The 13,113-nt window shown below is 71.6% G+C and carries 7 protein-coding genes; 5 read left to right on the top strand and 2 right to left on the bottom strand.

Annotation, left to right across the window (positions count from 1 at the left end; all coding sequences use genetic code 11):
• Nucleotides 1–10: 10 nt before the first annotated feature.
• The 3 genes from ACTOQ2_RS06655 (at nucleotide 11) to ACTOQ2_RS06665 (ending at nucleotide 8,279) form a co-directional block, all read left to right on the top strand.
• Nucleotides 11–2,182 carry an SPFH domain-containing protein gene (locus ACTOQ2_RS06655; RefSeq protein WP_440098818.1) on the top strand — a complete coding sequence of 724 codons (2,172 nt, stop codon included), beginning with the start codon at nucleotides 11–13 and terminating at the stop codon, nucleotides 2,180–2,182.
• Nucleotides 2,179–7,266, top strand: a complete 5,088-nt coding sequence (locus ACTOQ2_RS06660; RefSeq protein ID WP_440098819.1) for a DNA repair ATPase — start codon at nucleotides 2,179–2,181, stop codon at nucleotides 7,264–7,266. The genes ACTOQ2_RS06655 and ACTOQ2_RS06660 overlap by 4 nt, the downstream gene beginning before the upstream one ends.
• A gap of 182 nt (nucleotides 7,267–7,448) precedes the next feature.
• The gene (locus tag ACTOQ2_RS06665; RefSeq protein ID WP_440098820.1) at nucleotides 7,449–8,279 is read left to right on the top strand and encodes a phosphoribosylaminoimidazolesuccinocarboxamide synthase; all 831 of its coding nucleotides are present in this window, start codon (nucleotides 7,449–7,451) and stop codon (nucleotides 8,277–8,279) included.
• A gap of 138 nt (nucleotides 8,280–8,417) precedes the next feature.
• Here the strand turns inward: ACTOQ2_RS06665 and ACTOQ2_RS06670 are convergent, their stop codons facing one another.
• Nucleotides 8,418–9,221 (bottom strand): PP2C family protein-serine/threonine phosphatase, encoded by an 804-nt coding sequence (locus ACTOQ2_RS06670; protein WP_362679730.1) that lies wholly within the window; start codon nucleotides 9,219–9,221, stop codon nucleotides 8,418–8,420.
• A gap of 84 nt (nucleotides 9,222–9,305) precedes the next feature.
• Here ACTOQ2_RS06670 and ACTOQ2_RS06675 point away from each other — a divergent pair, with 84 nt between their 5' ends.
• Together ACTOQ2_RS06675 and ACTOQ2_RS06680 are read left to right on the top strand one after the other, a co-directional pair.
• Nucleotides 9,306–11,270, top strand: coding sequence for an HsdM family class I SAM-dependent methyltransferase (locus ACTOQ2_RS06675; protein WP_440098821.1), 1,965 nt, complete (start codon nucleotides 9,306–9,308; stop codon nucleotides 11,268–11,270).
• Between the two features lie 25 nt (nucleotides 11,271–11,295).
• Nucleotides 11,296–12,189: a serine/threonine-protein kinase gene (locus tag ACTOQ2_RS06680; protein WP_362849110.1), complete on the top strand. Its 894-nt coding sequence runs from the start codon at nucleotides 11,296–11,298 to the stop codon at nucleotides 12,187–12,189.
• Nucleotides 12,190–12,319: 130 nt separating this feature from the next.
• On the opposite strand, the gene ACTOQ2_RS06685 is transcribed toward ACTOQ2_RS06680, so the two are convergent.
• Nucleotides 12,320–12,667: a hypothetical protein gene (locus tag ACTOQ2_RS06685; RefSeq protein ID WP_440098822.1), complete on the bottom strand. Its 348-nt coding sequence runs from the start codon at nucleotides 12,665–12,667 to the stop codon at nucleotides 12,320–12,322.
• Nucleotides 12,668–13,113: the final 446 nt, after the last annotated feature.

Consider the following 13,113-nt stretch of genomic DNA (forward strand, 5'->3'; position numbering starts at 1 on the left):
AGGGACCACATTGGACGTCATCTCCACCGGGCTCGGCATTCTCCTCGCCGTCGTCCTCCTCGTCGTCATCGCCGTGCTCTTCATGATCAGCCGGCTGTTCCACAAGGTGGAGCAGGGCAAGGCCCTGATCATCTCGAAGATCAACAAGGTCGACGTCACCTTCACCGGGGCCGTCGTGCTGCCCGTCTTCAACAAGGCCGAGCTGATGGACATCTCGGTGAAGACCATCGAGATCGCGCGTACCGGCCGTGAGGGCCTGATCTGCCGCGACAACATCCGCGCCGACATCCGCATCACCTTCTTCGTCCGGGTCAACAAGACCGTCGAGGACGTGGTGAAGGTCGCCCAGGCCATCGGCACCGCGCGGGCGAGCGACCAGGAGACGCTGCAGGAGCTGTTCAACGCCAAGTTCTCCGAGGCGCTCAAGACGGTCGGCAAGCAGCTCGACTTCGTGGACCTCTACACCCAGCGCGACCAGTTCCGCGACCAGATCATCCAGGTCATCGGCACCGACCTCAACGGCTACAGCCTCGAGGACGCGGCCATCGACTACCTGGAGCAGACCTCGCTGCTCTCCCTGGACAAGAACAACATCCTCGACGCGCAGGGCATCAGGAAGATCACCGAGCTGACCGCCATCGAGCACGTGCGGACCAACGAGTTCCAGCGGCGCGAGGAGAAGGAGATCACCCGCCAGAACGTGGACGCGCGGGAGGCCATCCTGGAGCTGGAGCGCCGCCAGGCCGACGCGGAGACCAAGCAGAAGCGCGAGGTCGAGACCATGCGCGCCCGCGAGGAGGCGGAGACCGCCAAGGTCCAGGCCGAGGAGCGGCTCAAGGCGCACGCCGCCCACCTGCGTACCGACGAGCAGCTCGGCGTCCAGCAGGAGAACCAGGCCCGCGAGATCGCGGTGGCGGCGAAGAACCGCGAGCGGGTCCTCGCGATCGAGACCGAGCGGATCGAGAAGGACCGGCTGCTGGAGGTCATCGCCCGCGAGCGCGAGACCGAGCTGTCGCGCATCTCCAAGGACAAGGAGCTGGAGGGCGAGAAGCGCTCCATCGCCGAGGTGATCCGCGAGCGGATCGTGGTGGAGAAGACAGTCGCCGAGCAGGAGGAGAGCATCAAGCGCCTGCGCGTGGTCGAGGAGGCCGAGCGGACCCGCCAGGCCGTGATCATCCAGGCCGAGGCCGAGGCGCAGGAGAGCCTGGTCAAGGACATCAAGGCGGCCGAGGCCTCCGAGGCCGCGTCCAAGCACCGGGCGCGCGAGGCGCTGGTGCTGGCCGAGTCGCGGCAGCAGGCGGCCGAGCTCGACGCCCGCGCCAAGATCCGTCTTGCCGAGGGTGTCCAGGCCGAGGCGGCCGCCGCCGGTCTGGCCGAGGTGCAGGTACGCGAGCGGGACGCCGCGGCGATCGAGAAGGTCGGCCGCGCCGAGGCCGCCGTCGAGCGGGAGAAGGCGCTGGCGGTCGCCGAGGGCGAGCAGGCCAGGGCCCACGCCGCGGCCACCGCGGTGCGCGAGAAGCTGAAGGCCGAGGCGGAGGGCGAGCAGGCGATGGCGCTGGCCGCCGCCGCGACGGTCGGCGAGAAGCTCAAGGCCGAGGCCGAGGGTCTCACCGAGAAGGCCGCGGCGATGGCCGCGCTCACCGACGCGACCCGTGCCCACGAGGAGTACCGCCTGCGGCTGGAGGCCGAGAAGGAGATCCGCCTCGCCGGGGTGAACGTCCAGCTCAAGATCGCCGAGGCGCAGGCCTCGGTGGTGTCGGCCGGGCTGTCCAAGGCCAACATCGACATCGTCGGCGGCGACACCGTGTTCTTCGACCGGCTGATGAGCTCGATCACCATGGGCAAGGCCGTGGACGGTTTCGTGGAGAACTCCGACGTCGCCCGCACGCTGGCCGGACCGTACCTGGACGGCTCGGCGAGCCTCCCCGCCGACCTGGGCAGGGTCCTCGGCTCGATCGACACCGCCGACGTGCGCAACCTCTCGCTGTCCGCGCTGCTGATGAAAATGATCAAGGAAGGCGGTCCCGACGCGGACAGGCTGCGCGGCCTGCTGGGCGAGGCCCAGGCGGCCACCACGACCGAGGTCCCCGTCGCCGCGCTCGGCGCCGCCGGCTCCGGCAACTCAACCGGCAACTCCACGGGCAACTCCGCCGGTAACTCCGCCGGTTCCGCCAAGCAGTGACGTCCTCCACGGCGGAGGCCGTCACCGGCGCCCCCGGCGAGGGGGCGGGGCTGGACGCGGGCACCTACGAGGTGCTCCGCGCCCGGCTGGCCGAGCAGGCCGCCGAGCTGGCCCGGCAGTCCGACGCGCTCAACGCCGAGCGCCTGGCGGTGTTCGGCGGGACCGAGCTGCGCCTGGTCGGCACCGAGCGGATACGCACCGAGAACAACTGCGTGCCGCGCGACATCGTGTCGGTCGGCGGGCTCATGCTCTTCAGCTACAACGTGTTCATCGGGATGAAGCCGGAGACGACCGTCGAGGACGTCTTCTCCGTGCACACGTTCGTCCGGGACGGCGGGGACGGCGGGGGGAGCGGGAACGCGTTCCGGTTCGACCCAGCGCCGATGTTCCGCGACCCGCGCTTCGAGCGGGACTTCGCCGAGCTCTACCGGTACTACCGGGAGACCCGGCTGCTCCAGCTCCGCCGTGTCGAGGGCAAGATGCTGGCCGTCTTCCAGACCGGCCCGCAGGACACCCGCGTGCTGCGCTGGCAGGTCGGGGCGGACGGCATGCTCTCCTACATCGACGACCGGGGGGAGCGCGACCACACGTTCCCGCCCTCGCACGACTTCGAGTGGGTCCCGGCCACCCGCGACGACCACGTGACGGGCCGCCACCCGCACATCTCGATCGAGGGCGAGGTGTTCGTCGAGACCGTCGGCGGCGATCTCACCATCAAGATCGAGAACAACACCGAGACCGGGGAGGGCGTCTACCGCGAACCCGTCGCGGAGCCGCTGCAGAGCCTCGCCGACGCGGAGGTCCACCACGCCAGGATCGGCCCGCTGATCCTGCTGCGGGTGCGGCCGTACAAGGAGCCCGAGTGGCGGCACCTGGTGTTCAACACCCGGACCAAGGGCGTGGTCCGCCTCGACGGCATCGGGCAGGCCTGCCAGCGCCTGCCCGAGGACCAGGGGATCATCTTCCCCGGCGGCTACTACCTGTCCACCGGGGTCAGCAAGACGTTCGACACCGACGTGTCCGAGCTGGAGTTCGAGCGGGTCATCCGCTCCCCCAACGGCGAGGACGTGCTGTACGTCTTCCACGCCCGCGTCGAGGGGCGGTCGCTGCTGCTGCCGTACAACGTGATCCGCAAGCAGGTGGAGACGCCGCTCTCCTGCCACGGGTACTCGCTGTTCGACGACGGCACGCTGGTCGTCTTCAGGGCCACCTCCGACGAGCCCACCCGCGTCCACCCCATGCAGGTCTGGCAGACGGCCTACCAGTCGGACCTCTACGCCGCCGGGCGTCCGGTCGGCACCGGGCCGCTGGAGCGGATCGGCAACGCGGAGCTGGTACGGGGCATCTCCGACTGCCTGTCGGTGGCGCGGATGGTCGAGGAGATGGCGCCGTCCGTCCCGGTCTTCGAGGCGCTGATCGCCTCCTGCGCCCGGGTCTTCGACCACTACCACTGGCTGGGCGAGCACCGGCTGCGCGGCCCGCTCGCCGATCTGCGGGCCACCGCCGAGCAGGTGCTGGACGAGTTCGAGAAGGTCCAGTCGCTCACCCGGCAGGCCGCCGAGGCGCTGGAGAGCGCCGCCGCCGAGGTCACCGCGCTCGTACGGCACGCGCGCGGCGAGGCGCCCAGGTCCGCGCAGGGCTGGGTCGACCGGCTGTCGGAGCTGCGGCGGTCGCAGGGACATCTGGTGACCCTGCGCGAGCTGCGCCACGTCGACACGGCCAGGATCGACGCGCTCGACGCGGAGCTGGCGGCCGAGCTGGACAGCAGCGCGCAGCGCGCGGCGGGATTCCTGCGGGGCGACGACGCCTTCGCCGGGTACCACGCGGAGGTCGGGCAGCTGGTCTCCGACGCGGGCGCCATCGCGACCGTGGCCGAGGCCGGGCCGATCGGCGAGCGGCTGGAGCGGCAGGCCCGGGGCCTGGAGATCGTGGTCGAGGTGGTCGGCACGCTCGACATCGCCGACGCCACCGTGCGGACCGCCATCCTGGAACGGGTCGGCGAGGTGCTCGGCGGGGTCAACCGCGCCCGCGCCACGCTGGAGGCCCGGCGCGGGGAGCTGCTGGCCGGTGAAGGGCGGGCGGCCTTCGCGGCCGAGTACGCCCTGCTGGGGCAGGCGATCACCGGGGCGCTGGCGATGTCCGACACCCCCGAGCGCTGCGACGAGCAGCTGGGCCGCCTGATGCTCCAGCTGGAGAACCTGGAGTCGCGCTTCGCCGAGTTCGACGACTTCCTGGGGCAGCTGGCCGCCAAACGGGAGGACGTCTACGAGGCGTTCTCCTCGCGACGCCAGGCGCTGCTCGACGAGCGGGCCCGCCGCGCCGACCGGCTCGCGGATTCCGCCACGCGGATCCTGTCGAGCGTACGGCGGCGGGTGGCCGGGCTGGCGTCGCTGGACGAGGTCAACACCTACTTCGGGTCCGACCCGATGGTGCTCAAGCTGAGGGGCGTGGCCGGGGAGCTGCGCGCGCTGGGCGACCAGGTGCGCGCGGAGGAGCTCGAGGGCCGGATCAAGTCCGCCCGCCAGGAGGCGGGCCGCGCCCTGCGCGACCGGCTCGACCTCTACACCGACGGCGGGGAGACGATCCGGCTCGGCCGTCACCTGTTCGCGGTCAACACCCAGCCTGCCGACCTCACCCTGGTCCCGCACGAGGACCGGATGGCGTTCGCCGTCACCGGGACCGACTACCGCTCCCCGGTGCGCGACGCGGCCTTCGAGGACACCCGGCCGTTCTGGAACCAGCTGACGGTCTCGGAGTCGCCCGAGGTCTACCGGGGCGAGCACCTGGCCGCGTCGATCCTGGCCGCCGCCGAGGCCGGAACGCCGCTGTCCCCCGGCACCGGCGGGACCCCGGTGTCCCTGGACGCGCTGCACGAGGCCGCGGTGAGCGACGGGGAGCTGCTGGAGATCGTCCGCCGGGTGGCGGAGACCAGGTACGACGAGGGCTACGAGCGCGGCGTCCACGACCACGACGCCACCGCGATCCTCCAGGCCGCGCTCCGCCTGCACGCGGGCGCGGGGCTGCTGCGCTACCCGCCCGCCGCGAGGGCCGCCGCCCAGCTCTTCTGGGCCTTCGGCGCCGACGAGGCCGCCCGGGCCGCGTGGACCACCCGGGCGACGTCGCTCGTACGGGCACGGACCCTGTTCGGCAGGGTGGAGGCGGTGGAGGAGACCCGCGCCGCCCTCGGCTCCGCGATCGCGTCCTTCAGCAGGGGTCTGCACGGCGACACGGGAGACGAGGGCCTTTTCGAGCTGGCCGGGGAGTATCTCTTCGAGGAGCTGCCGGGCAAGCCGTTCGGGTTCGTGACGAGCGCGGGGGCGCGGTCGCTGCTCGACCGGTTCGACCGGGCGCTGGGGCCCGCGCGCGCGGAGTTCGAGGACGACCTGCGGGCGCTCGGCGACGACCTCGCCGCACGCCACCGCCTGGCCGAGGCGTGGCTCTCCGCCTTCGACGTCTCGACCTCGACCTGGGGCCCGGGCTCGGGGTCCGCTCCGGGCTCAGGCCCGGGAGCGGGTACGGGCTCCGTGCCGGAACCGGGAGCCTCGGGCGCGGGACGGGCTTCGGGTGCCGGACGGGCTTCGGGTGCCGGATCGGCGGAGCTGGTGGAGGCGGTGGCCGTACTGCTGTGCGAGGTGCCGCGGCACGACTCCTCGGCGGCGCTGACCGCCACGGTCGAGGGGCTGCTCGGCGCGCACCCCCGCGTCTCCGGGCGCGCGATGGAGCTGCGCCTGGACGAGTTCCTCGCCAGGACCCGGCACTTCCGCGACCACCGTGTCCCCGCCTACCGCGCCTACCAGCGGCGGCGCAACGAGCTGGTCGCGGCCGAGCGCGAACGGCTGAGGCTGGAGGAGTTCCGGCCGAAGGTGATGACCGCCTTCGTCCGCAACCAGCTGCTCGACGAGGTCTACCTGCCGCTGATCGGCGACAACCTGGCCAAGCAGCTCGGCGCGGCGGGGGACGCCAAGCGGACCGACCAGATGGGCATGCTGCTGCTCATCTCCCCGCCGGGCTACGGCAAGACCACCCTCATGGAGTACGTGGCCAACCGGCTCGGGCTGATCTTCGTCAAGGTCAACGGCCCGGCCCTGGGCCACCTGGTGACCTCGGTGGACCCGGCGCAGGCGCCCGACGCGACGGCGCGGCAGGAGATCGAGAAGATCTCCTTCGCGCTGGAGATGGGCAACAACGTCCTGCTCTACCTGGACGACATCCAGCACACCTCCCCCGAGCTGCTGCAGAAGTTCATCTCCCTGTGCGACGGCCAGCGCCGGATGGAGGGCGTCTGGGAGGGAAGGACCCGCACCTACGACCTGCGGGGCAAGCGCTTCGCGGTCTGCATGGCGGGCAACCCGTACACCGAGGCGGGAAGGCGCTTCCGCATCCCCGACATGCTCGCCAACCGCGCCGACGTGTGGAACCTGGGCGACGTGCTGTCGGGGCGCGACGAGCTGTTCGCGCTGAGCTACATCGACAACGCGCTCACCTCCAACCCGGTCCTGTCTCCGCTCTCCACCCGCGACCGGGGCGACATCCGCCTCCTGGTGCGGCTGGCGCGCGGCGACTCGGGGGTCCGGGCCGACCAGCTCTCCCACCCGTACTCCTCGGTGGAGCTGGAACAGGTCCTCGCGGTGCTGCGCAAGCTGCTGCGGATCCAGCGGGTGGTGCTGGCCAACAACCAGGCCTACATCGCCTCGGCCGCCCAAGCGGACGCGTCGCGGACCGAGCCGCCGTTCCAGCTCCAGGGCTCGTACCGGAACATGAACAAGCTCGCGGCCCGGGTCGTCCCGGTGATGAACGACGCCGAGCTGGAGGCCGTGATCGACGACCACTACCTCGGCGAGGCCCAGACCCTCACCTCGGGCGCGGAGGCCAACCTGCTCAAACTGGCCGAGCTGCGCGGCACCATGACCCCCGTACAGGCCGCGCGATGGGCCGAGGTGAAGGCCGCCTACCTTCGCGCCCAGGCCCTCGGCGGCGCCGAGGACGACCCGATGACCCGCGCGGTCGGCGCGGTCGGCCTGCTGGCCGACCGGGTGAGCACCGCCATCGAACACGCCGCCGACCGCCTGTCCCCCGAACCGTGAGACCCGGGGCCGGACCACCTCCGAGATCCGCGAGGTGGGCCGGCCCCGGTCCCGAGGGCGGGGGCGGTCGTCCGGCAGGGCGGGCGCGGGTCGTCGCCGGGTGTCGAATACGGTGAGCAGGTGTCGGTCAGCGACCGGCGGCCCGCAGACGGCCGCCGGGTCGAGCGAGAGCAAGGAACGCAGTGAAGCTTCTTCATTCCGGGAAGGTCCGCGACGTCTACGAGGATCGCGGGGACATCGTCCTCGTGGCGTCCGACCGGGTGTCGGTGTACGACGTGATCCTGCCCACCCCGATCCCCGACAAGGGGAAGATCCTCACGCGGCTGTCGCTGTGGTGGTTCGAGCAGCTCGCCGACATCGTGCCCAACCACGTGATCTCGGCGACCGACGTGCCCGCCGAGTTCGAGGGGCGTGCGGTGCGGTGCCGGAGGCTGGAGATGGTGCAGGTCGAGTGCATCGCGCGCGGTTACCTGACCGGCAGCGGGCTGAAGGAGTACCAGGCGCACGGGTCGGTCTCGGGCGTGCCGCTGCCGCCCGGGCTGGTCGACGGCTCCAAACTCCCCGAGCCGATCTTCACCCCGAGCACCAAGGCTCCGCTCGGGCAGCACGACGAGCCCATCTCCTTCGAGGACGTCGTCTCCCGGGAGGGCGCGGAGGCCGCCGAGGAGTTCAGGCGGATCACGCTGGAGGTCTACCGGCACGGCTCCGAGCTCGCCGCGGAGCGGGGCGTCATCATCGCCGACACCAAGATCGAGCTGGGCCGGGCCGCCGACGGCACGCTCGTGCTCGGCGACGAGGTGCTGACCTCCGACTCCTCCCGCTTCTGGCCCGCCGACCAGTGGGAGCCCGGCCACCCGCAGTTCTCCTTCGACAAGCAGTACGTGCGCGACTGGGCCACCGGCACGGGCTGGGACAAGCGGGAACCCGCCCCGGAGGTGCCCGCCGAGATCGTGGAGGTCACCCGGGCGCGCTACATCGAGGCGTACGAGCGCATCACCGGCAAGACCTGGTGAGTTCCCCGGGCTCGTAGCCCGCCCGGCAAGGAGGCCCGCCGGCGAGGGCCGGCTCCCGGGCCCCGCCAGGCCGGGAGAGCCGGAGCCCCGGGACCCGGGGATCGGCCCCGCGGGGCCGAGGGGCCGCGGGGCCGGGGGTCAGAGGGAGAGCCTCCGCTCGACCGCGGCGCCCACGATGGTCGGGCCCGCCGGAGCCGCGTCGGTGGGCGTCCCGAAGTCGGCCACGACGCAGGTGATGTTGTCGGGGCCGCCGCCCCGGTTGGCCAGGTCGATGAGCCAGCGGGCGGCCTCGTCGGGGTCGGAGATCTCGGTCAGCGTGTTGAACAGGGTCTCGGGGCCGACCACGGCGGTCAGGCCGTCGGAGCAGAGCAGGTAGCGGTCCTCGGGATAGGCCTCGCGCAGCGACAGGTCCAACTCGCCGTCGCCGGTGCCTTCGAGGACCCGCAGCACCATCGACCGGCGCGGGTGCTCGGCGGCCTGCTCCGGGGTGATCCGCCCCTCGTCCACCAGTGACTGGACCAGGGTGTGGTCGTGGGTGATCTGGTAAAGGGCGCCGTCACGCAACATGTAGGCCCGGGAGTCCCCGACGTGGGCCAGGGCGAAGGTGGCGCCGTCCCAGAGCATGGCGGTCAAGGTGGTGCCCATGCCGCGCAGCGTGGGGTCCTGCTCGCTCATGTCGCGCAGCGTGTGGTTCACGTCCCTGGCGGCGCCCTTGAGCGCGGCGAGCAGGTCGACACCGCCGGCGGGCAGGGTGTCGTCCAGCTTCGCCATGGCGGTGACGGCAAGTGAGCTGGCGACCTCTCCACCCGCATGACCACCCATGCCGTCGGCTATGGCAAGCAGGCGGGCGCTCGCGTAGCCCGAGTCCTCGTTCGCCTCACGGCGGACACCCACGTCCGAGCGGGCCGCGTAGCGCAGTGCAAGTGGTTGGTTCAGTGCCATGAGGGCAGTAAATCATTGGTTGAAGCACTTCACAAGCAAAGTCGTTGTAGACCGTTGCGGCACAGTCAACTACTGTGGCCCACCATGGAGGAGAGCCAGGAGATCACCGTGAACGCGGGCGACATCGCCCGGCTCGCCGGGGTCGGCAGGGCAGCGGTGAGCAACTGGCGCCGCCGCCACGAGGACTTTCCCCAGCCGGTGGGCGGCACCGCCTCCAGCCCGCTGTTCTCCCTGCCCGAGATCGCCGTGTGGTTGCGCGCGAACGGCAAGTCCTTCGAGGTCTCGCTCGGCGACCTGGTCTGGCAGCGGATGCGCACCTCGGTCGACGACCTCAGGCTGGGCGAGCTGGTGGCCAAGGTCGGCGCGTTCCTGCTGTTCCTGCGCCGCGAGCCCACCGCCTGGCGTGATCATGGCACGAAGTCTCTCACCCGCGTGGCCGAGGTGACGACGGACCTCCCCGGCTCCGCCGATCTCCGCCTGGACGACCTGGCCCTCGTCCGGCTGGTCGCCGAACTGGCCGCCGAGCGCGGCCCTCTGGAGGTCTTCGAGTTCCTGTTCGGGCGCTACGCCGAGGCCCACTCCCGCCAGCTCCCGGTCACCAGGGACGACGTGGCCGCGCTCATGGTCCGGCTGGCGTCCGGGAACGGGGGCGTCGTCCTCGACCCCGCGTGCGGCGTCGGGACACTGCTGCTGGGCGCGGACTCCCTGGCCGGTCGGGGCGGCGCCCCGGCGGGCGGGGGGACGAGCGCCCGGGCGGGACGCGGGGCCGTCCTGATGGGGCAGGAGATCAACGAGACGAACGCGCTGCTCACCGCCGTACGCCTGCTGCTGCGCGGGGCCGAGGCGCGGATCGTCGCCGGTGACTCCCTGCGCGAGGACCGCCTGGCAGGTGAGCCCGCCGACGCCGTGGTCTGCGACCCGCCGTTCAACGAGCGGGTCTGGGGACACGAGGAGCTCGCCGGCGACCCGCGCTGGGAGTACGGGCTGCCGCCGCGCGGGGAGTCGGAGCTGGCCTGGGTGCAGCACTGCCTGGCCCGGGTGAGGCCGGGCGGCCTGGTGGCGATCCTGATGCCCACCGCCGCCGCCAGCCGCCGTCCCGGCAAGCGGATCCGCGGCAACCTGCTCAGGACGGGGGCGCTGCGGGCCGTGGTGACGCTGGCGCCCGGCGGCCCCGACCTGTGGATGCTCCGCAGGCCCGACGGCGGGCGTCCGCCGTCGCAGCTGCTGGTGGTGGACGCCGCCGAGGACCTGTCGATCGTGGAGCCCGCCTGGCGCGCGTACGTGGAGGACCCGGAGGCCGAGCTGTCCGGGGAGAGCCGGACGGTGCGCATCATCGACCTGCTCGACGACGAGGTCGACCTCGCCCCGTCCAGGCACCGCCCCCAGCACGGCGGCCTCGACTTCCTGCGCGACTTCACCGACGCCCTGACCAGGTTCAAGGAGACCTCGGCCCTGCTGCCGGACGCCACTCCCGCCCTCCAGCCGCTCGCCGAGCGGCAGGACCTGCCGACCACCACGGTCGGCGAGCTGGCCAAGGCCGGGCTGATCACGATCCTGCAGGCGCCGGCGAGGATGTCCGCGGACGAGGGCCCGCTTCCGGTGCTGACCGCCGACGACACCGCGGCGGGCGTGCCGCCCTCGGGCCGCACCACCCTCGACCCGGCCCTGGTCATGATCAGGCCGGGCGACGTGGTGACCACCGCGCTGGGCGCGGTCAGGGTGATCACCCACAGTGGCGCGGCGCTCGGCCCGCAGCTCACCCTCTACCGGGTCGACCCGCAGCGGCTCGACTCCGGATTCCTGGCCGGGTTCCTGCGCTCGGCCGACGCGGCGAGGATCCATCCCAGCTCCAGCCGCCTCGACGTGCGACGGGCGCGGGTGCCCATGCTGCCCCTGTCCGACCAGCGGATGTACGGTACGGTCTTCCGCGAGCTGTTCGACCTGGAGGACAGACTGCGCGAAACGCGGACGCTGGGGGAAACGCTGCTCCGGCTAGGCTTTGACGGACTGGTCGACGGCCATCTCCGGCCGTGCGACCAAGGGGCGTGACGCCCGCAGGTCCATGGGAGGGTCGATGGTCATCGGCGACCGATACGTGCTCGACGACCTTCCTCTCGGCCAGGGGGGCATGGGGGCCGTCTACGGCGGCCACGACAAGCATCTCGACCGCAGGGTGGCCGTCAAGTTCCTGAAGTTCCTCACCGGCCCCGACGAGGAGCTGAAGCGGCGTTTCCTGCGCGAGGCCCGCATCCTGGCCAGGCTGGAGCACCCCGGCGCTCCGGTCCTGTACGACTTCGGCACCTTCGACCAGCGGCTGTTCCAGGTGATGCAGTTCATCGAGGGCGTCACCGTGGCCGACGTGGTCAGCGAGCACGGCCCGCTCCCGGTGCCGTGGGCGGCGGCGATCGCCGCGCAGGCCTGCGCGGTGCTGACGGCCGCCCACGCGCTGTCCATCTACCATCGCGATCTGAAGCCGACCAACCTGATGCTCTGCCCCGACGGGAGCGTGAAGGTCCTCGACTTCGGCCTGGCCGTGCTCCGCGAGTCCGGTTCGACCCAGTTCACCCGGGTGGGCCAGATCCTCGGCACCCCGTCGTACATGGCGCCCGAGCAGATCCAGCGCGGCCTGTCCGGCCCCCGCAGCGACCTCTACGCCCTCGGGTGCGTGATCCACGAGATGTTGACGGGCCGCCAGCTGTTCACCGGCCCTACCGAGTACGCCGTGTTCGAGCGCCAGGTGAAGGAGCGCCCGCCGGAGGTGCCCGGCGTCCCGGACGAGCTGAACCGCCTCGTCGCCGACCTGCTGGAGAAGGATCCCGACAACCGTCCCTCGGGCGCCGACGTCCTCTACGAGCGGCTGCAGCCCTTCGCGGTGGACCTGCCGATGCTTCCCGGCTTCCTGCACCCGTCGTCGGTGCCGAGCCCGGGACGGATGTACGCGCGGATGGTCGGCCGGGTCCTGGGCTGACAGGTCCTGGGCTGACGGGTCCACGGCCCCTGTGGCGCCGCCGGGCGGGCCGGGAACGGATCCTCGCCCGCGTTTCCCCGCCGAGGGCGCCGGGCGGCGGCCGGCGCTCCCATGGTGCTGTTCCACCGTTTCAGGCACCCTTTACCGGGATTTTCGGTACGTAATGCAGTTCGTTCAGGTCGCTGCCCGGGTTGTAGGTGCAGTAGTAGTCGCGCCAGGGGTATTTGGCGTGCGCGCTGACCTCTTCGTACAGGCAGATGTAGCAATTGGTGAGGCTTGTGACGTACGTGCTGTCAGGGCGGACGAAAGTCGGGAAGTTGCAGCTGTTCACCGTGATCGGCGTCGATTCCCGCATGGCGTCGTCACCGATCGCGGCCGCGCATCCTGACGCGCCCAGCACACTCAGGCCGAGCCACAGCGTGACACTCGTACGAGCGAGCGCGATCACCCAAGCGAAATTTCCCTTCTTCACGAACATCCCTTTCTCAACGTGATCTGGATGATTCCGACCGCACCGTCACGGTGTCCGCGGAGCCGCGCGGAAACCACGCTCCGGCCGGACGGCACCCTGATCGGGGGGCGGTGACCGCCTCCGTGGTCCCGCGGCCGGGGACGGTTGGGCGGCGGGCGAAGGGGTAAGGGCCGAGCAGCGAACCGAGGCCGGACGACCCGGTCCCACGTGCGACGACTCCGATGGCCTCGACCAGGCCGGCCTCGCGAGCATCGAGCTCGATCGGCGGCAGCGGGGCGTTCACCGCGACGGCCCCGGCGCGCACGACAGACTCGAGGAGAATGAGGTGGCACAGGTCAGGCATGACGGCTTTTGGCTGGTCATCGGGCCGCTCATACCATCTGGACCAATCTTTAATCAGATTTCGCCATACGTCCAAGGCTTGTTCTGACGTCATCGATGCCCTCCAGACA

The sequence above is a fragment of the Streptosporangium sp. H16 genome (assembly GCF_051918855.1).
Lineage (GTDB): Bacteria > Actinomycetota > Actinomycetes > Streptosporangiales > Streptosporangiaceae > Streptosporangium.